Annotated in this window: 18 protein-coding genes; 4 read left to right on the forward strand and 14 right to left on the reverse strand. The window is 41.6% G+C overall.

Annotated features, from left to right (window positions below):
- The 3 genes from QZY09_RS15770 to QZY09_RS15780 all read left to right on the forward strand — a co-directional run.
- Positions 1-544: LytTR family DNA-binding domain-containing protein (locus QZY09_RS15770; protein WP_295673915.1), on the forward strand; the 544-nt coding region annotated here is incomplete at its 5' end.
- A gap of 169 nt (positions 545-713) precedes the next feature.
- Positions 714-3,203 carry an ATP-binding protein gene (locus tag QZY09_RS15775; RefSeq protein WP_295673917.1) on the forward strand — a complete coding sequence of 830 codons (2,490 nt, stop codon included), beginning with the start codon at positions 714-716 and terminating at the stop codon, positions 3,201-3,203.
- Between the two features lie 489 nt (positions 3,204-3,692).
- Positions 3,693-5,381 carry a L,D-transpeptidase family protein gene (locus QZY09_RS15780; protein WP_295673918.1) on the forward strand — a complete coding sequence of 563 codons (1,689 nt, stop codon included), beginning with the start codon at positions 3,693-3,695 and terminating at the stop codon, positions 5,379-5,381.
- 48 nt (positions 5,382-5,429) lie between these two features.
- Here QZY09_RS15780 and QZY09_RS15785 read toward each other — a convergent pair whose 3' ends face one another.
- The 14 genes from QZY09_RS15785 to QZY09_RS15845 all read right to left on the reverse strand — a co-directional run bounded on the left by QZY09_RS15785 (position 5,430) and on the right by QZY09_RS15845 (position 18,448).
- Entirely contained in the window at positions 5,430-5,852 is a 423-nt protein-coding gene (locus QZY09_RS15785) for a hypothetical protein (RefSeq protein WP_295673921.1), read from the reverse strand.
- Between the two features lie 1,229 nt (positions 5,853-7,081).
- A complete protein-coding gene (locus QZY09_RS15790) occupies positions 7,082-7,543 on the reverse strand; it encodes a hypothetical protein (RefSeq protein WP_295673922.1) in 462 nt (153 codons plus the stop codon).
- A 687-nt stretch (positions 7,544-8,230) separates the two neighbouring features.
- The gene (locus QZY09_RS15795; RefSeq protein WP_295673923.1) at positions 8,231-8,767 is read right to left on the reverse strand and encodes a hypothetical protein; all 537 of its coding nucleotides are present in this window, start codon (positions 8,765-8,767) and stop codon (positions 8,231-8,233) included.
- Positions 8,768-9,285: 518 nt separating this feature from the next.
- Complete coding sequence (locus tag QZY09_RS15800) at positions 9,286-9,741, reverse strand: hypothetical protein (RefSeq protein WP_295673924.1); 456 nt, start codon at positions 9,739-9,741, stop codon at positions 9,286-9,288.
- Position 9,742: 1 nt separating this feature from the next.
- Positions 9,743-9,952 (reverse strand): colicin D domain-containing protein, encoded by a 210-nt coding sequence (locus QZY09_RS24785; protein ID WP_367119231.1) that lies wholly within the window; start codon positions 9,950-9,952, stop codon positions 9,743-9,745.
- Between the two features lie 250 nt (positions 9,953-10,202).
- Entirely contained in the window at positions 10,203-10,790 is a 588-nt protein-coding gene (gene lptC, locus QZY09_RS15805) for an LPS export ABC transporter periplasmic protein LptC (RefSeq protein ID WP_295673925.1), read from the reverse strand.
- A gap of 9 nt (positions 10,791-10,799) precedes the next feature.
- Positions 10,800-12,149, reverse strand: coding sequence for a hypothetical protein (locus QZY09_RS15810; RefSeq protein ID WP_295673926.1), 1,350 nt, complete (start codon positions 12,147-12,149; stop codon positions 10,800-10,802).
- Complete coding sequence (locus tag QZY09_RS15815; protein WP_295673928.1) at positions 12,142-12,885, reverse strand: type III pantothenate kinase; 744 nt, start codon at positions 12,883-12,885, stop codon at positions 12,142-12,144. Before QZY09_RS15815 ends, QZY09_RS15810 begins: the two co-directional genes overlap by 8 nt.
- Before the next feature lie 145 nt (positions 12,886-13,030).
- Positions 13,031-13,801 (reverse strand): phosphoribosylformylglycinamidine synthase subunit PurQ, encoded by a 771-nt coding sequence (purQ, locus tag QZY09_RS15820; protein ID WP_295673929.1) that lies wholly within the window; start codon positions 13,799-13,801, stop codon positions 13,031-13,033.
- Between the two features lie 56 nt (positions 13,802-13,857).
- The gene (locus QZY09_RS15825; RefSeq protein ID WP_295673931.1) at positions 13,858-14,841 is read right to left on the reverse strand and encodes a DUF6427 family protein; all 984 of its coding nucleotides are present in this window, start codon (positions 14,839-14,841) and stop codon (positions 13,858-13,860) included.
- Positions 14,842-14,892: 51 nt separating this feature from the next.
- Positions 14,893-15,885: a glycosyltransferase family protein gene (locus tag QZY09_RS15830; RefSeq protein WP_295673932.1), complete on the reverse strand. Its 993-nt coding sequence runs from the start codon at positions 15,883-15,885 to the stop codon at positions 14,893-14,895.
- Between the two features lie 126 nt (positions 15,886-16,011).
- Positions 16,012-16,866 carry a UDP-2,3-diacylglucosamine diphosphatase gene (locus QZY09_RS15835; RefSeq protein ID WP_295673934.1) on the reverse strand — a complete coding sequence of 285 codons (855 nt, stop codon included), beginning with the start codon at positions 16,864-16,866 and terminating at the stop codon, positions 16,012-16,014.
- Positions 16,867-17,120: 254 nt separating this feature from the next.
- A complete protein-coding gene (locus tag QZY09_RS15840) occupies positions 17,121-17,651 on the reverse strand; it encodes a DinB family protein (protein WP_295673935.1) in 531 nt (176 codons plus the stop codon).
- A gap of 80 nt (positions 17,652-17,731) precedes the next feature.
- Positions 17,732-18,448, reverse strand: a complete 717-nt coding sequence (locus QZY09_RS15845; protein WP_295673938.1) for a YjjG family noncanonical pyrimidine nucleotidase — start codon at positions 18,446-18,448, stop codon at positions 17,732-17,734.
- Between the two features lie 692 nt (positions 18,449-19,140).
- Between QZY09_RS15845 and uvrB the strand changes: the two genes are divergently transcribed.
- On the forward strand, positions 19,141-21,165 hold the full coding sequence (gene uvrB, locus QZY09_RS15850) for an excinuclease ABC subunit UvrB (RefSeq protein WP_295673940.1): 2,025 nt from the start codon (positions 19,141-19,143) through the stop codon (positions 21,163-21,165).
- The last annotated feature ends 35 nt before the right edge of the window (positions 21,166-21,200 follow it).

Consider the following 21,200-nt stretch of genomic DNA (forward strand, 5'->3'; position numbering starts at 1 on the left):
AATGCTTGACCATATTGATTTTTGTATCATATTTACCACCGCATATGATAAGTTTGCAGCACAAGCCTTCCGCATTAGTGCGGTTGATTATTTGCTTAAACCTATTGATACCGCCGATCTGAAAGCGGCAGTTCAAAAGGCCGCCGAAAAACTCTTATCATCGTCAGGAGCGCTTAATGTCCAAAACTTATTGCAGAATTTAAGACAGCCAACGCACGAACAAAAGATCGCATTGCCTAACCGTGATGGCTATGAATTTGCACATGTAAACGCCATTTTGTATTGCAGTGCAGATGGCGCTTATACCAGGGTTGTATTTGCTGACAAACGTTCTCTGCTCATTTCGCGCATATTAGGTGATATTGAAGAAATGCTGCCCCCCGAAATTTTTATCCGCATCCACCATTCAACTATTGTTAATATAAACGCCGTTACCCACTATATACGATCAGATGGCGGCTACGTAATGATGAACACCAATGAAAAACTGATGGTTTCGAAAGCAAGAAAAGAGGTGTTGCTAGAGAAATTGGGGTTGAAATAAATTAGTCCGGAAGTCAGTAAAGTCAGTAAAGTCCGGAAGAAGCTGTGGTGGTAGTGGCCGCAGCTAAAGACTCTCCGCCAGTAGGCGGACGAGATTAAGAGGATGTTGGATCAAAATAACTTAAGCGATATAGGAGATTTATAACATGAACCATTGCGGCATTAAAAACATGGTTCTCATCAGCTGCAAGACAATATTGACAGTCATTTTGCTTTTCAGCACTTTTTTAGCCGGGGCTAAACAAAATAAAATTGACAGCCTGAAAAACTTAATCTTAAAAACAAAAAATGATACTGCAAAAGTAATTTTATTAGAGCAATTAGGCCAATACTACCTGGATGAAAAAATGATTGATTCCTCCGTTTTTTCATATCAGGCACAAATCGTTTTGTTTACCCAACAAATCAGGGAAAAAGAACAGGCGGCAGCCGAAGCTAAAGAGGCGGCAAAAACAAGACTAGTTATCATTATTGCAGCTATGGTTATTTCCATATTTGGCTTCCTGGTCTGGAACCGTATCAGGCACTTGAGGCTTATGGATAAAATGAGACTTGAACAGATGATGCTGGAAAAGTTAAAGGCAATTGATAAAATGAAGGAAAAGTTTTTTTCCAATATCACACACGAACTGAGGACGCCCCTGTCGCTGATCATGTCGCCGGCACAATTTTACCTTGAGCATCCCGATGAGCTGAAGGATAACAACAAACTACTGGAGAACATTTTTAAAAACTCAGGCTACCTGCTTAATTTAATAAACCAATTGCTTGATATTTCAAAGCTCGACGCAGGTAAAATGCCCGTTGCATGGTCAAGGAGCGATTTTGGGAGTTTTATCGCTGATTTTGTTAAAACATATGAAGATGAGGCTTTAAAAAAACAAATCGGGCTTCATTTCGAAAACACGTTCAAAGGTGAATATTTATTTGATGAGGAACATTGGAAAAAAATTATCAATAACCTGGTTGGCAATGCATTAAAGTTCACTCCCGCTAATGGCGACGTTTTTATTAGCGTTAGCAAAATAGCGGCATCAGCAGAATCTGCCACAATACAGTTTACGGTAAAAGATACGGGGATAGGAATTGATGAAAATGATTTACCATTTATAACCGACCGGTTTTACCAGGCCGACAATAAGCTTTCCCGTAAATATGAAGGCACAGGCATCGGCCTGGCCCTGGTAAGCGAACTGGTAAAATTGATGGATGGCAAGCTTACAATAGCGAGTAAAAAAGGGAAAGGTTCCATTTTTACAATCACTACCACGCTTTTATCCGCAAAAGGAAAAGAAGGTTATCCTGAAGTTGCCACGGTTACAAAAACAAAACAACTTTTAAATAATACCGCAAATCATACGTATTTGCCAAAAGAACATGCAGACAATGAACCTGTAATCCTGGTTGTTGAGGATAATGAAGAATTGAGGGATTTTTTAAAGAATAGCATTGAACCTTTATACAAAGTTATTACCGCATCAGATGGTGCGGAAGGGTTTGCAGTGGCATTATCGCAAATTCCGGATCTGATTTTATCAGATGTAATGATGCCGGTTATGGATGGCTTTGAGTTTTGCGATAAGATAAAAGCAGATCCTGTAACTTCACATATACCCTTCATTATATTATCTGCAAAAACCACCTACGAAAGTAAAATAACCGGCCTGAAAAAAGGCGCAGACGATTACCTGATCAAACCACTCAGCGTAGATGAATTGAGGGCAAAAATAAAAAACATAATGCACAGACAGGAAATGTTAAGGAAGTATTACGTTGAACAGTTAACGGATGAAAACCCGTTACCCCGATACGCCGAAATGCAGGACGAATTTCTGAAAAGAACGTTTAAAATTATAGACGAGCATATTGATGATTCGCAACTAAGCGTTGAAATGCTCGCTGCTAAAATGGACTTAAATAATACAGCGTTAAACAGAAAGTTTTCTTTTTTCCTGGGATTGTCCGCCAACGAGTTAATAAGGCAATTCAGGAGCAAAAAAGAAAAAATGGAGCATAACTTACTTGAGCTTGAAGCAAAAACATTGCGCGCTCAAATGAACCCGCATTTTATCTTCAACTCTATGAATTCGATCAAGTCATTGATACAACAGGGCGAAGATAATAATGCGGTTACCTATTTAACTACCTTTTCAAAACTGCTTCGTACAATTCTGCAAAATTCCGACGAACGGGAAGTTACTTTGTATGATGAGCTGGAAACGTGTAAACTCTATATTCAGCTTGAAGCTATGCGTTTTGGCAATAAAATCAATTATCAATTTAATATCGATGAATCAATAGATCTGAAATCGATCAAAGTGCCGGCCCTAATTATTCAGCCTTTTATTGAAAACGCTATATGGCATGGCATAATGCCTAAAGAGAGCGGCGGAACGGTGACTTTAACTGTTATCGCGGACGGCTTATCAGTTCGCTGTACCATAGATGACGATGGTATTGGCAGGGAAAGATCAAAACAAAATAAATTTAAAGTGGGCCAGCCGTCCCATCAATCCAAAGGTATTTACTTAACAAAAACCCGGCTCAATCTGGATAGCCTCTTAAACAGCCGCAACTCGCAGGTGGAAATTATTGATAAATATGACGAAAATGAAAAGGCCAAAGGGACTATGGTGAATATCACTTTTAATGAATATTAAAATATAGCGATGCGGTGCCAAAAGCATTTGTTTCTGCAGATTACAAAATCCCCCATAGTTCGGAGCAGTGTAAAGGCGAAAAGCTTCGCGTGCCCGCTGGCAGTTAGCTGCTAACCTGCTGCACACAATGTTTGAAGTTTACGGGCGTCCGGGGTAAGCGGCTGCCGTGAAAAGCCCGCAGCCTGGCACAATAAATAAAAAAAGCCTTAAATTCACCGGGGGCGAGGACTTGAAACGAAAAGCGCGCCCCACTTTTTCTACCAAAAAGGGGATTCACCCATTTAAAGAAATAGATATTACCCGGCAGTTGGTAACTAAGCATAGTAATGAAGATGGTTAAGCCGGAAGTATAAAATGAGCGATCTCAATAGACTTATCTTATACCCTTTGCGCATGAATATGTGTTAAATAGCAATAAATTTAATCGCCACTGGGCCTGCCCGGGCAGCAAAATCGTGATAAGTGGCAGTTTTATTAATGATATTGGTCATGTACACGGCTGGTATGGTAGCGTATCTTGGTAAACAGATTGATAAAGCAGCAAACATGTCGGATCACCCGTATTTAAAATACTATTTTTTAATTCTTTTTATCGTTTGCGAAACACTGGTTGGCTGCGGGCAGCCAAAACCTAAAAAGGCCCCCCCTAAACCGGCCAGGGTTTGGGACGAAACGATCCCGGGTAATTTCAGCGCGCAATCCAAGACAGTTTTTGACAGTACGGAGATCGACAGCTTCCTGAAAAACTACCCTGATTTTAACCCCTATGCGAACGAGATCCGCCGTTTTTACCAGGGACGGAATTATGCCTGCGCCTGGTTTGAAGGCGGCAAGCTGATTGAACAGGGCCGCAATTTAGCCAGCCGGATGCTGAACCTCCAAAACGAAGGGATCAGTCAAACAGCGCCTTATCAAAAGCAGCTGGATTCGTTGGTTAATATTGATAATACCAACGGGAAGCCAGACATCCAAACAGAATTGATGCTCACAGCGCAGTATTTTGTTTTTTCGAGACTGGCATGGCAGGGCCTTGATAATTCCGCAAGCCGGACGATGCACTGGTACCTGCCCCGCAAAAAAGTTGATTATGAGCAATACCTTGACAGTTTGTTAAAATTACCGGCGAATGAGGTAGCCGCCGCGGAGCCTGTTCACGGGCAGTACGAACTGCTGCGGGCCTGGCTGCGCAAATACCGCGCCCTGGACGAGCATGAAACCTGGGCGCCCATAGTTGTACGGCCTGCCATAATACCGGGCGATACCGCTGCAGTGGTCCCATTAATCAGGCGGCGTTTGTACCTGCTGGAAGATTTTAAGGGGGATACCCTCAACCCTGCGTATAATGAGGAGCTGCAAACTGCCATCACTCACTTTCAAAACCGCCACGGCCTGGCCGCGGATGGCTTACTGACCAAGGAAACCCTCACCGAACTAAATGTACCCTTAAAAAGAAGGATCGAACAGATCATCGTCAATATGGAACGCTGTCGCTGGTTACCGCTTAAATTAAAAACCGACTACCTGGCGGTAAATATCCCGGAGTTTAAACTCCATGTTTACCATGGCGACAGCCTGCTGTGGAGTTGTAATGTGGTGGTTGGGAAAACCATGCACCAAACCACGGTATTTTACGGAGAGATAAAATATGTGGTGTTCAGGCCATACTGGGATGTGCCGCCGAGCATTGTGCGCAAAGAGATCCTCAGGGATATGAGAAGGCATTCAAATTACCTGGAGGCCCACCAAATGCGCATCATAGGCTATGCTGATGGCTTGCCCGTTATCCGGCAGCAGCCCGGCCCTGAAAATTCATTGGGGCTGGTGAAGTTCCTGTTTCCTAACAGTTACAACATCTACCTGCATGATACGCCTACCAAATCCCTGTTTGGCGAAACTGCCCGGGCCTTTAGCCATGGCTGTATCCGCGTGCAGGAGCCGGCAAAGGTGGCAGCTTTCCTGCTGAAAGACGAAGCCGGCTGGGATGCCGAAAAAATTGAAGCGGCCATGCAGAGCGGAGACGACAATTCCATCACCTTACAAAATAAGGTGCCCGTATTTATCGCTTATTTTACCGCCTTTACCGGCCGCGATCATCAATTGAATTTCAGGAAGGATATCTATCACCTGGATGGACCACTGGCAGCGATGATCCTTTCGGGAAAACGGCCGCGGCGGTAATGGTGGTAGATGTTTGGGGTGGGAAACACTATTTTATCCCCGGAGATTCTAAGATTTGAATAAGAAAATAATTTTTGAGGTATCATTAACCGGATGCTTGTAATCAAATGCGACTTTCCAACCCGATTTTGACACATACCAGGTGGCCCATCCGGAAATTATATGCTGATCATCAGCCGTTAATTTAGCTAATACAATTTTATAAGTCAACCCGATTGTTATACCCTCACTAGTTGTAAAACCGGGATCATTAGTGAATATTTTTTTAATTCTTTTTGAGCCGTCGAGGATTAAATCATACTTATGCTTTTCGAATATAACAGAACAGCCCTTTTCAAAGCGACCTGGGTTGGTCATAATCAATTTTGAGTTATCAATTATCTTCATTGAATTATTCAATTTTCCGCCAATCTTTAATTGTGCGATACCTGTGTAGCCAAATATTAAAAGTATACCAAATATTATTTTCATTCTTTCCTGTATTTTCAACTTGTCCGGCTGTTCCGGTTAAATAAATAAACAATCTCGGCAGTCAAGCGGTATATATACCAGGCGCTGGCTTAATAGTCCACAACTAAACTTTTGATATAATAATTGACAATCTCGTCTCCATTAAATTTTATACAGATAATCTCTTCGTTGCCGGATTGTCTATCGTTTAAAAGAATTTCCACATAGGTATTACCCTTATATAACACACCTTTATATAATCGCATTTGGTAAGTCGGTCTCTTCGAATGTCCGGCATTATGATACTTTATATGAATAGGTACCCTGGTTTTTGTATTTCGTTTAACTTCCGTGTTAACCATATTAATGCTATCCAGGTATATTCTATTAGGAACACTGTCCTTCAGCATATTTATATCCCCAGTTGCGTAGGCAACATCATATATTTCCGATGGGCCTTCTATAAAATGCGTTTTTTTACCGATATATTTTTTAGGGACGATTCAATTTTTAAAATATGATTATAAAAATAACCGGCAGCCTTTAATTCCATTGCCACGTCATCCTGCGCAAATAAATTGCCGTCACAAAAAAAGACAAGGCCCGCAATTAATATGAATACTAATTTCCTATATGCATTTTTCAAATTTATGTTTCTATATACCCGATCCGATTTACTCGTGGCTGAATAAAAAAGATACCTATTGGAAAAAACCAAATTGCGCAAAACGTTAGAAAAATACTTTTAGATTCTAAATCGTGATCATTTTCGTAATGGACCAGATTTTTCGCAACAAAGAAAAATAAGTAGAATTCAACAAATATCCCGACGCAATAAAGAACAATTTGCCACGGAGGAAAAAAGTCCGAAGCATGAGCTGTGTTATAAAAAACTGACAGCAGACAAATTATTAAATAAATAATCCCCGCTTTAAACAGAACTATGGCAAATCGAGAAGTTGATCCCCTACTATAAACAGCATTGCCAATTGAAAACAACCAGCAAGTATATATTAAAGCGGTCCATATTGCACTCACCGAATACCAAAAACCAACCAAATTTTCGATATCTGCAATAATGGGCGGAATAATCATCACAACAAATAAAATCCAATGCCTAAGTTTTAACAATATATTCACATTACTTCCTTTTTTTCTTTATTTGATTCGCTCCTATTTGTTTCTTTGATGTCCTTAGTTTTCATCTGCTGTAGACACAATAACCAAACAGCGGGACGGTATATTAAGTTTCAAAAGTCCTCCCATTGTTTTAGTAATTTATTGTAAACCCATGCATTTTTAACGCTATCATATTTCAACAGCACCATTTTTCTATCGATATAGGTAAATAATCTAGGTGTAGTGAAATAATTTTCAGCATCAACCTTAGATATTTCTAATTTCATTTGCAATTCCCCCACTTCCAAAGAGTCATATATTACCTGTAACGCAAAAGCTGATTCGCTTTTTTCGATATATTTTTTAAAGGATGGTTCATTAAAAAAAACCAATGACAAGGTATTGACTTTTAACGTTGATGTATCAATGAAATTAATATTTGCGGGAATTAGAAAACACAGCACCCTATTATCCAGAAACGCTCTATCTCTTTTAGCATAAACCGAATTGATAACATCTTGTATATTAAGCTTTTGACCGAAAGATATTTTGCAGAAGAATAGTAAAATACAAAGCAATGTTTTTGTTTTCATAAGACGTTATTTTAATCCCCCGCCGGTCCAACTATTTACTCAAAAACTCCAATGCTCTCTGATTGGACAAGCTAACAGTATAAAATTTGTTATATTTTTTATCCTTTACAAAAAAGGACATCGAGTAATCCCCGGGAAAAGTCCTAACAATTTCAAACTGCCGATTTTGGAAAAACTTCTTATATCCTACTATCGTCGTATCCTCATTGTATTTGAAAATCGCATGCCTTTCAATATCTTTCGGGCCAAATCCATATACTATTGTGGTGTCACCGATCACTTTATCATATGTCCCGCTGCCTTTTATAAACTCAACATAATTATTATGTAGTAATTGGTGAACCGTGACTACTTTTAAATCAACTTTTAGTCTGATGCCATCGTCCGGGTTTGAAACCCGATTACACCTTGACAAAAAAATAACTACAAAAAATAAAATGGTAAGCCTTCTCATCTGTGTTATTTTATTTTGCTACACCTAACCATACCTGCCCACCACCCAGTTTTAGCTAACCATCCAAAATTCCAATAAAAAAGTGTATTTGCTCGGATAAGGCTTTGCATCAGTTAAATATGGGCATTTAACTTTAAAATAACAACAGGGTGTTTTATTTGATCGGCAGACTCATGATGTTAGGTGTCCAGGCGGCACGATTGGACAAGCGGGGCGAGTATACTACCGTTAAATCAATGAACGGAAAAAAAGGTCCGCTTTACTCTTAAATAGTTGCCTTTTATTTCTATAGTTTCCCCGCTTTTTAATTGGAATGTTACAAAAATATTCAAGCTTTTTGAGCGTATGTCTTTTTCTGCTTTAAAATCAAAGTCATAGTACACTGTTTGTCCGTCTATCGTCGTAAACCTATCTTTCACGGGCAAATCATGGAAATCTTTCTTTATATAATCTGAGTTTGCATGTGTAGAATTCCAAAATTTCATAGGCGTCATTTTAATATGTTCAAAAATTAAAATCTGTCCGTTATCGGGTTCTATCTTTACGGAGATGTCATTGATGCCCTCTTGCCTCTTTTTTACGTCAAACCAAATGCTAATCCCAAGACCTCTTTCATCTCCTCTGGGTAAATCGCAACTGATATATAAGCTGTCTTTTGTTGTCGAGCGCTCCGTTTTGTTAATTTCGGCTAGTAGTTTGTACGATTTATTCGTCACCAAACATCCTTGAAGAGTAATAATTATTATCGTAAGAAAAATGATATTTTTCAATTTTTTTCAGGAGTTTAATGTACTCTACAGCTTGGCACCCGCCTGTCCAGGCGCCCCGCTTGAACAGGCGGGAAAGTGTCTCCCCATTCTGGCGGGTATGCAGCACGAGAGCCAAAGCAGTTTACCTCCAAAATCCCCAGGTTTTAATCAAGTTTCCACATGCTCTTCTTGACTGCGTTCCGTGTAAACCACGCGCGCGGGGTCTTTTCCGTACAATCGCTTTCACGAAGCGCCGGGGAAATTTCAAACATTTCGTTCGGGCGTTACAGTGGCATGCCTGTCAGCGGGGCACAGCGTGGCTTCGTCTTTCTATCTATCTTTCATTACTGTAGTTACTACAGGCATAGCTTATCCGAAGACAAAGTCTTCGTGACAGCGTTTCGTGTACGCTACGAACATCAGGATACCGTAATACCACCCGCTTTTCTAATTTTTTGTTTTGTCTTCTAAAATTATATCCGATTATCAGTTTTTTATAAAACAACAATAGTTTTGTAACACTTCCCAGCTTTAATATATTACCAAATTTCTTGAGCAATTAAATTTAATTTAAGGTAAGGATGCTTGTCTTTGTCTTGTCTGAGATAACATATAGGAAATTTACATAATAATTCTTCGGTAATTCCACTAAGTTTTTTAATGCCCGCAAGTAGATAACCGTTAAGTTCGTAACTACACAACGCGAATACAATGTCGTTACAATCTTCAAAACATTTATTTATAAACCGAGTTAGATAACTTAATTCTATTTCGAAAGTTTCTTTATGAAAAATGTATTCGGAAAGGCTAATGACTATTTCGTGAAAATCAAGTTCCTCATCGTCAATTGTAGACAAAATAACTTTATTGCCACTAAAGTATTCTGAATCATTTTGACCTTCCGACAGACCATATCGCGCTAAATAATGACCTACTACTGCTTTAGAGGTATTTGTCTTTTTTATAATTAATGATATATCAAAGTATTCTGCCATATTACTTAACGTTTCCAGTTGTTAATAAATATTTAGTTTGGTCTATACTTAATTTCCAACCGCCAACAAGATTGCCGCTCAAATCGGTCATTACGTCCAGTCCCGATTTAGGATCGAAGTAGTGCAAAACTTGTTGTGTACCTCTATAAGTTATAAGTTCCGGTAATAGGGGTAATCCCTCCCCGCCTGTCCAAGCGTGCCGCTTGGACACATGCTAATAAATTAACTTTAAATGGTGCCCACCTAACCATACTTGGTCACCACCCCGTTTTAGCTATCCATCCCAAATTCTAATAAAAAAATGTATTTGCTCGGATAAGGCTTTGCATCAGTTAAATATGGGCATTTAACTTTAAACTAACAATACATGAAATGAATATAGGCAAAACTTCGGGCCGGAGGATAAATTTAAATCCGAAATCGAAATTTCCAGCCTGCGGCAGGCGGGCGACTTCCGAAATCTACTTCCCCTGCTCCTTTTTTTCATCCACGGGGAAAACACCGGTCGAGCTGTCGATGGTCCAGGGGTACAGGCTTTCGTTGCTTTTAAAGCCGGTGCCGTACATTACGGTGCCGCCATTCATATTAATTTGAACAGGTTTGTGCGAATAGAGTTTTTTATTGGTCTGGTCGTAAACCAGCTCTTCTGATTTAAACGTTTCGCCCTGTGCATTGGTGGCAACCACGTTTTTACGGAAAGTAATGGTATTTTCTTTTACCAGGCGGATGGCATATTCAGAGGTAATAGTTCCCTTTTCGCCCAATGCGTCATCATAAAAGATCACTTTAACGCCTTTGGGCATTTCCTGGTAGCCCTTATTCTGTTCGTCAAGCTCAATCATCAATGGGGTGATCAGGTGCGCTTTCACCTTGGCCGAGTCGCTGTAGATCACATCAACACCGGTGGATTTGGAGATCGGCTTGTCCTCTTCCTTGGAGGCGATCTTTTCGATATCGTTCAAAGAGTTTTCGCATGAGCTTAAAGCCAGCATGCAGCTAAACAGTGCCGGCAAACCCAGGTATAAAAACTTCTTTGCCCCACTTTTCATAAACGGATTTTATTCAAATTTAAACTGCTGGAACCACTTATCGTTCAGCACAAAGCTTAAATGCAGTGTAACATAATTCTCTTTAACCATGGCATTGGTGGTAGTACCGCGCTGGCCAACTTCGCCCGCCAGGTTGATCTTGTAAAAAGCGCTACCTACACTGTTTGGCGCCAAAGGCAAACCCAAACCGAAGGTTACCGCGTAGCCGGTTACATTGGTATAAACCCCTGTAGCTGCGTTTTGCACATTTAAATACGATTGGTTGTACATAAAGCCCAAACGGTAATCGGCCCGTGCAAAATAGTTCCGCAGGGAGTTAATATCCGGGGTAAACTGCCCGCCAATGTTATAGGTTTTGCTGTCAACCAAACCCTGGTTAACGCCACCTATGGTTAAGGCTGACCATTTGCCGGTGGAGTAATCAGCGCCCACTAAAAAGTGTCCGTCATTTTGGAACGAGATCCCGAAGTGGTTGATCTGCGGGAGCTTGATGCTGGTTTTGGCGCCCTGCTCGTTTTTTACCGAATCGACTGCCACGTTTTTTGCACCACTGCTGTTATAAGTGTACTGGCTAACGATGTAAGTATCCGTTGCGCTCAGGCTGGTATTCGCCGAGCCGGAATAGCCCAGCACCAGGTGTTTGGTTTTATATTCGCCAAAATCAAATGAGTATTGGATACCGTAATCATAGTTAACACCGCGAACACTTCGCGTTTGCTGCACTTCGTTATCTAACACGCCATATAAATTGGGAAATTCAGTAGCGGTAGATTGCTGCGTGTTGCCGAAAATGAAGGAGGCGTTGGCACCTATTAAAAGGTGTTTGCCTAAACCAAAACCATAACCCAAATAGGCTTTTGAAAGGCCACCATCGCCGCTGTTGATATAATTGGTTTTGTTGGTATCTACCGATGAGCCTGAACCAAACCCTGTTTTGGTTTGCACATTGTTGTAACCCACCTGGCTGTAGGGCATTAAACCAAAACTTAATGCCGACCGTTTGGATACAGGTATCGCAAATGCAATATGGCTGAACCGGAAGTTTGAATTTTTTGAAGTTGGCTGCCCTGTTTGATTAAACGTTTGGAAGTTTGAATAAATACCGGCATCAATGGTGGTAAAATTTATCATACCGTATGATGCAGGGTTAAGCGGGTTAATATTATTATACAGGTTGATCCTGTTTATAGCGGTGGCAATACCGCCCATAGCAATGTTTTGCGGCAGGTAACCCGGGTCGATGTCGCCCAATCCAAATTGTGAATAGGGGGTACTGGTAGTAGCGGTTGATTGTGCCTGTGCTCCAAAAGCAATAAAAGCAAGTAAAACTGTTATAAAAACCCTGGTATATTTAATCATTATTGTTGTGTATGGCTGCATTTAATCCTTTTAGAACCAAGTAAGGCTCAATTTTTATACAGGGGGCAAAGATGCTATTTTTTAACAGCGTATCAAAAAAAATACTGTCGCCCCCGCTCAGTACAATATTCAAGTCATTTTCGTTAGCCCGGTAGCTTTCAATAAAACCGGTTAACTCATATTTTATCCCGTTTTGCACCCCCGATAGCATGGATGACGTGGTGTTGTTTCCAAAAAAAGCGCTAAAGCTTTCATCGGCATCAACTAATGGTAACCCTGCGGTATAATTATTTAATGCCTTATAACGCATATTTAAACCTGGCGATATGCTGCCGCCAAAATAATTTCCGCCGGCATCCACCCAATCATAAGTGATGCAGGTACCGCCGCTAATCACCAGGTTATCATTCCCCGGGTACAAATAGTGAGCCCCAGTAACTGCTGCAAGGCGGTCGGCCCCCAATGTTTCCGGGCTCAGGTAATGGTTTTTGATCAGCCTGTTCATCGCCGCATTAAAGTAAAACAGAGAGGTGCTTTGTGCCAAAAACTGTTGCCAGTCTTCATCTCTTTTATTTTTAACGGTGGATATAATGGCCCGGCTAATTTGATGATCGATTAACAAGTCGCCGATAATCGCTTCATCAAGCTGCTGGTATTGTGCGTTAAAAACCAGTTCATCCTGCTTAAAAACAGCAATTTTTGTAAACGTATTGCCAATGTCGATGACGAGGTTCATTTGCTGAGTCCGGAGTCTGAAGTCTTGAGTCTGAAGTCCGGTAAAAGGAAGACCGTTTTAGGTACAAGTTTATTTACCATCTTATTAATTATTAAAAGCTATGCTAATGACTTAAGACTCCCGGCTAAAGACTTTGGACCAAAAATCAAACCTTTACCATTGATAAAATAGATTCAAAAATAGCAAGGCCGTCCTCGTTGGCTACCAAAGCATCGGCAGCGCGTTCAGGGTGCGGCATAAAACCAAATACATTTCTTTCCTTGTTGCAAATGCCCGCTATGTTTTCTAAAGATCCGTTAGGGTTGCTTTCAGGGGTGATATTTCCTGATTCATCACAATACCTGAACAAGATCTGGTCGTTGTCTTTCAATGATTGCAACACTTCCGGATCAGCAAAATAATTGCCTTCGCCATGGGCGATAGGTATTTTCAATGCCCGCTGCGGATCGATCTGCGCGGTGATCAATGAGTTTGAAGTTTGCGGTTTCATGTAAATATTCCGGCAAATAAATTTCCGGTTCTCATTATGCAGCAACGCACCTTCCAGCAGGCCTGCTTCGGTAAGGATCTGGAAACCATTGCAGATTCCTAATACATAGCCCCCGTTTGCAGCAAAACGGATAACTTCCTGCATGATGGGCGAAAAACGCGCAATAGCGCCTGAACGTAAATAATCGCCAAAAGAAAAACCGCCTGGCAATACAATAAACTCGGCCCCCTGCAGGTCATGGTCTTTATGCCATAAACGAACCACTTCCTGGCCCATTATTTTTTCCAATACATAAATGAGGTCCTCATCGCAATTGGATCCCGGAAATATAACTACTCCAAATTTCATCAGCATTATTTTTATGGCAGTCGGCCTGATGGTGATCGGGCTTATCGGCCGGTATTCATTTAAGATCATGAAAAACATAACGGTTTCATGTTACAAAACTAACATAACAGCTGTAAATTGAGCGAAACTAAAAGTTAAAAATTGTTAAACTGAAAATAAACGATCATGAGCAGCAAAACGCCAAACAGCACCTCGTAAAACCATTTGCGCCTGGCATTTATAAAATAGTAGGCAAAAAACACCGATGCTGGTACTACGCACAACAAAAAATGCGGCAATTGAAAGGCAGCTTTTACGCAAAACGATAGCAGTGTGATCACAAATACGATCAGCAGCAGTTGAAGCGACTTGCGTACCTGTATATAACTTTTATAAAAATTTTGCTGCAATTTGATAAAACAAAGCGCCAGGATAACCACCACCGGTATCAGTAACAGGTAATTATAGTAGTTGATATTGATATTTTGCGGAAACTTGGTAGCCAGCGGGAGCCATATATCTGCAAAATGTACGAGGTTATTATTTAGATAATAATAAACTGCCAGGAAAAAAAAGATAGTAATGAACCCGATAATTGCCGATACCCATTCGCGCCAGTCGAACGATCTGAAAATTACCAGGCCGATCCAAATGGCCAGAAAAAGAAAAACAAAGGGAAGATATAACAAAGTACCAAGGGCGATGATCATGCCAACGTCAAAGGCTGTTGATTTGGCATCTTTGCTTTTGTAAAAATTGATCAGTTTAAAAAGCATCCAGATCACCAGGAAATTACAGATCAGCGGCGGACTTAGCACCAGGAATGGCGTAAACAGGCTAGATAAGGCAATATACATCAGGGCAGGCAAAAATGAGGGTTTCCCTAATAAGTTAAAATGATTGACCAGGCGATTAAGGAAAAGAGCCTGTGCCAGCACCATAACAGCAGCCAGGAAAACACTTAATGAAGGAGCAATTGCACTATAACCAGCCGGCAGCCAAAGGCTTAAAAATGGCCCCATAAACAACGATCCTGCTTTTGCAGGCGCGTTAACCAGGTAGCCTATCCGCAGCAGTATTAAAACCACTACAAGCCATAAAACGTTAAAAGGGCTAAGCTTTTTGAAAAAGTTGATCATTATTGAAAATATCCGGGGGCGAAATTAGCAGAAAAACCGCTTACGGTAAAACTACTTATTTTTAGCATACCGTTTGACCATATCAGCTATGATCTGCGCTGTTTCGTCCGGAAAATTAACGGAAATGTTATTTTGGCTGCTGATCCAGTTATTGATATGGTATACAAACTGGTCATCAATATCATATATCACCGGCACCCCAAGTTTTGAAGCCGCCAGGGCGTTACATTGCTGTTCGTACTGGCCCTTCATCGGGATCATCATCACTTTTTTTCTTAAAAATAAAGCTTCGGCGGGGCCTTCAAAACCGCCGCCGGTAAGCAGCCCTTCGCAGGCGGCAAGGCTTTTGTTAAATGCTTCGTTATTTACCGGAAACACCTGCACATTGCCTTGCTGATAAGGTATTTTCTGCCTTTTGGAGAAAATATGCCACTGTACTTTCGAAGTTTTATTTAACAGTCCGGCAAGCAATTTATCGTCATATGCGGGCAGGTAAACCGTATAATGCCCGGCGTTGCTGGTTGTTAAATTGCGGATTTCGCTGCGGATAACCGGGGTATGTATAAAATCATCATAACGCTCAAAATGAAAGCCAATATGATCTGTAGTAGGCGAATAATATTTAAAAAGCCATTCGGCCCAGCTTCGTTTGGCCGGCCGCGGCGTCTTGGGTGAAACAAAAGAACATTGGTGGCTTAACGATACACTTGGTAATTTTTGCAGCCTGCATGCCCAGGCACTTACGGGCTCAAAATCATTGATGATCAGGTCGTATTGCTTCAAGGGGAGGTTTCGGATATCCTTCAATAGCCGGGGCAGGTTCATCAGTTTAAAAGTGGCCCAATTATCAACCCCGCCCTGCGTCCCAAAAACAAAACTAAACCCATGAAACCGGTACTTTAAGGGCTGGGCCAAACTCACTTCGGCTTCGGTGCCGCTTACCAGCAGGTCAAGCTCGCCATATTGCTGCAACAGGGGCACAATTTCGCGCGCCCTGCTGATATGGCCATTACCTGTTCCCTGTATAGCGTAGAGTATTTTCATGTGGCAGTGTTGTTGTAATGTTGTAAAGTTGCAAGGTTGTAAAGTTGTTTTAGCTATAGGCTTTTTTTTTAGCCCAAAAATGGTAAACATTTCAACTTTACAACATTACAACATTTCAACAAAAAATCACCCCGGTTCCTGTTTAAATCTTTCGAGTAAGATATTTACGTCCATTTTGGCCTCCAGGTCCTCAGCATCCGATTTATCGTCCTCATCGGCATCGCTGTTAAAGTCATCTGGCTCGTATTTAAATATTGTCCACTTACCTTCATGATACTCCAGCGCGGTGAGGCTCTCTACCCAGTCGCCAGAATTTAAATACAAAACAGAACCACTTTTTTCGGTTGATTCGATTTCCCTGATCTCGGCATGGTGGATATGCCCGCAAATTACGTACTGGTAGTTTTTATCGACAGCCAGGTCGGCTGCAGTTTGTTCAAACTGGTTGATAAACTTTACGGCTTCTTTAAAACTTGCCTTTACTTTTTGCGAAAAGCTCATTTTCTGCCGGCCAAAAGCGGTAAGTATACGGTTGGTAAAGCTATTGATAAGGATGAGTGTATCATAACCAATGGCGCCCAATTTGGCCAGCCATTTGGAATGCTGCATGGTAACATCAAACACATCGCCATGGAAGATCCAGGCTTTCTTTCCGTCGATATTCAGTACGATCTTATTCAGCAGTTGGAAAGAACCCAGGTTAAAATCAGCAAATTTGCGCAGCATTTCATCGTGGTTGCCGGTTAAGTAATAAACCGGGATGCCTTCGGTTACAAACTTCAGGATCCTGCGCACTACTTTCATATGTGCTTCGGGCCAGTAAGATTTGCTGAATTGCCAGATATCGATAATATCTCCGTTCAGGATCAGCATTTTTGGTTTGACGCTTTTTAAATACTTAAGCAATTCTTTGGCATGACAGCCATAAGTGCCCAAATGCACGTCGGATATAACTACAATATCAACTTCGCGTTTAGCCATTAAAATTTAGGGGGTAGAATTTTGACCGGCAAAATATACCGGAAAAAGGTGAGGGAAAAATATAGCAACGATTACTCGTCGTCGTCGTCATGATTAACTTTCAGATCAAATGGGCTCAGATAAAATACTCCTACCAGGAATAACAATCCAACTATAACCAAATAAGCAAATTCGAAATGCATATCTTAAATGTTTTACAAATATCCGTAAATCAGGTTATTCTAATGTTAAGACTTTGTTAAATGTAAAAGGTTTCATCCGGTTTTAAATTTTTTTCCGATCCTGTCCAATTGTTTTAAATGATGCAGTAAATGGATCCTGATAAACTTAACCCATTGCCCTGCGTTCAGCATCCCGAGGCGCGGGTGTTTATGCCGCGATGCAGGTAACGCATCCTTTAATTGCGGGGTAATTTCATCCACCCGTTTACGGCATTTGATCACCAGGTTTTTGGCGTCTTCTTTGCTGATCTTGAGGGCCGGCATTTTTGCATTAACTTTTTCAGGCACTTTTACCCTTACCGGCGGAAACCTGTTGATGGTCATCATTAGCACGCCCAAAAAGGTTAATTTTTTAGTAGTAGGTACGCAGGTATTATTGCAGCATCTTTCCAGCGCAATGGTTGAACCTAATGTGGCCTGCAGGATATGGCTGTACACTTCGGCGTATGACCATCCCCCGCCCGGCGGTGTTTCTGTAAACTTTTCATCAGGAATAAGGTCAAGCCGCGCCCGGTAGTTATCCAATGCGGTATCAATCGCCTTCCGTTCCTTGTTGATGTTCATGTATTAAAGGTAATGGGTTTTTAATCAAAGTTTTGTGCTAAACTTCTCCACATATAAACTATCTCATCCTTAATTTATTATTACAACAGCGACACCAGTTCCATTAGGTGGTGAATTTGTAAAGGCACATCATCCGGTTTAGGGGCGTTAAATGGGTTAAAATAGATAGCGTCCATCCCAAAATTAAGGGCGCCATAAACATCGGCTTCAAGGCTGTCGCCTATCATCAGGCTTTCACTTTTGGTGGCGCCTGCCACGTTAAGGGCATGTTCAAAAATGGCAGGATCCGGTTTATTAATACCTACAATCTCCGAGATGATCACCTCCGCAAAATATTGTCCGATATTGGTGTTACCTATCTTCAGCGTGGAGGCTTCCTTAAAACCATTGGAGATCAGGTGAAGCGTGTATTTATCTTTTAAATAGCTCAATGTCTCATGCGCATGCGGAAACAGGTTGGTTTTGGTGGGGCAAAGTTTCACGTAATCATCCTCAAAAGCCAGCGGCACCTGGTCGGGGTGCAGGCCAAGCTCTATGAATGTCCGCCTGAAGCGGGTTTCGCGCAATTCTGTTTTGGTGATCTTGCCGGTATGGTATTCGGCCCAAAGCTGGTGGTTATTGCGGGTATAGGTTTCAATAAACAGGGCAGCACCGGGTAAGCCGATCCCGTCCAGTTTATATAGCTCATATAATTCAACAAGCGTTTCTGCGGCATTTTTATCAAAATCCCAAATAGTATGATCAAGGTCGAAGAAAATGTGTTTGTATTTTATTTCGGATGGCGGATGTATTTTCATTTCGGATGTCGGATGTTCGATTTCAGATTTATTTAATATTCTAAATTTAAGACGTACATTTAATTAAAAAATTCAAATAATGCCAACCTTGCAAAGTTATTACAGACAAATTAATTACATGAGATTATTTCTCTTAATTTGTCTATTTTCTGTAATACTGATAGTTTGCTTTTTTGTGATTTTTGCGTTAGAAGAAAGCGGGGAAGCAAATAAGTTCTATTACATCACAGTTTGGATTTTTAGATTGCTAGCATTCCCAAGTTATTTTTTCTCGAAAGTCGCATTGCTTAATACTTTATGGAGCTTGATTATTTCTATGTTAATAGGCGTACTTTCTTACAGCCTGTTAGTTGAGTTGATATTAATAAATTATCACCGATACAAAACAAAAGCAATAATATAAATCGGGACCATTTTACTTGCGTGAAAGGGTGGCTTTAGTTTTACCTATCTATAGTAAAAGCCGGGGGCGTTAAATCGTTGTGCAACTTAGGAATTGAATTCCCAAATTGCACGCTCGTTAGTAAATCTAATAAATTCCCCGTCAAAACAAACCCTGCTGACATACGGTTGTCACAACAACATCCTAATTTTGGTTTTGTATAGCTGAAGTAAAATTGCCCGACATTTTCTTTCAGACTTTCGGACTTTTCGGACTTTCGGACTAAAAATCAGTATTTTTGCTTTGATCTATGGATTTTAAATTAACATCTCAATATTATCCCACCGGCGACCAGCCTGAAGCCATCAGGCAGCTGGTTGAAGGTGTAAATAACCAGGACCCGTTTCAAACCCTGCTGGGCGTAACGGGCTCCGGTAAAACATTTACTATTGCCAATGTTATCGCGCAAACGCAAAAGCCTACGCTCATATTAAGTCACAACAAAACCCTGGCAGCGCAGTTATATGGAGAATTCAAACAGTTTTTTCCGGACAACGCGGTCAACTATTTTGTATCTTATTACGATTATTACCAACCCGAAGCTTTTATCCCCACTACCAATACTTATATTGAAAAGGACCTGGCCATTAACGAGGAAATTGAAAAATTACGCTTGCGGACTACCTCGGCATTAATGTCGGGCCGGCGGGATGTGATCGTGGTGTCGTCAATCTCCTGCATTTATGGCATGGGTAACCCGGAAGATTTTAAAGACTCTGTTTTCCGCTTCGCGGTGGGCACGCGCATCAGCCGGAATGCTTTTTTACACCGGCTGGTAGAGATACTCTATTCCCGCACCACTGCCGATTTTAAACGCGGCACTTTCAGGGTGAAGGGTGATATCGTAGATATTTTCCCTGCTTATATGGACCACGCGTACCGGGTTTCTTTTTTTGGGGACGATATTGAGGAACTCAGCACATTTGACGTTTCCACCGGAAAAACCATGGAGAAGATGACGCATATGGTACTTTTTCCGGCTACTTTATACGTGGCCCCGCGTGAACGTTTTACCCAAAGCATCTGGGCGATACAGGAAGAGCTGGAAACCCGCAAAAAACAGTTCATCGGCGATGGCCGCTACCTGGAAGCCAAACGGCTGGAAGAAAGGGTGAATTACGACCTGGAGATGATCCGTGAATTGGGCTATTGCTCGGGTATCGAAAACTATTCCCGTTTTTTTGACGGCAGGCAGCCCGGCGCACGCCCATTCTGTTTGCTCGATTATTTCCCGGACGATTATCTGATGGTGATTGACGAGAGCCACGTTACGGTTGGGCAGATCAGGGCGATGTATGGGGGGGACCGTTCCCGCAAAATCTCATTGGTTGATTATGGTTTCCGTTTACCTGCTGCTATGGATAACCGCCCTTTAAATTTCCAGGAATTTGAAAGCCTCGCACCGCAAACTATTTATGTAAGTGCCACCCCGGGTGATTTTGAATTGGAGAAATCAGGCGGCGTGGTGGTTGAACAGGTGATACGGCCCACCGGGTTGCTTGACCCGGTAATTGACGTTCGCCCGGTGATTAACCAGGTGGATGATTTATTGGAAGAGGTAGATAAAACGGTAAAAATGGGCGACCGGATCCTGGTAACCACCCTTACCAAACGCATGGCCGAAGAACTGGCCAAATACATGGACAGGCTGGGTATTAAATGCCGTTACATCCACTCCGAAGTTAAAACCCTTGAAAGGGTAGAGATCTTACGCGGGCTGCGCCTCGGCGAATTTGATGTACTGATAGGCATTAACCTGCTGCGCGAAGGGCTTGATTTACCGGAAGTTTCGCTGGTAGCGATTTTAGATGCGGATAAGGAAGGCTTTTTACGATCCGAACGTTCGCTGATCCAAACAATTGGCCGTGCGGCCAGGAACGACCGTGGCCGGGTAATTATGTACGCGGACAAAATAACAGACTCGATGCAGATCACGATGGATGAAACTAACCGCCGCCGGGATATCCAGATGAAATACAATACGGAGCACGGCATTACGCCAACAACTGTTGGTAAAACCCGCAGCGAGATCATAGAGCAAACATCAGTAATGGACTTTAAAGACGGGATTCAGAAAGCCTATGTGGAAGCCGATTCGGTTTCAATGGCCGCGGATCCGATCGTTCAATACATGACCAAGCCTGATCTAAAAAAATCTATAGAAAACACCAAAAAAGAAATGATAGCCGCTGCCAAGGATATGGACTTTTTATTGGCCGCTAAACTGCGTGATGAAATGTTCGCGCTTGAAAAAATGATGGCGGAGAAATTCTGATGTGCGGATGTGCAGATTTCAGATGTGCAGATTAT

The organism is uncultured Mucilaginibacter sp. (genome assembly GCF_903913935.1).
In the GTDB taxonomy this organism is placed as follows: Bacteria; Bacteroidota; Bacteroidia; order Sphingobacteriales; family Sphingobacteriaceae; genus Mucilaginibacter.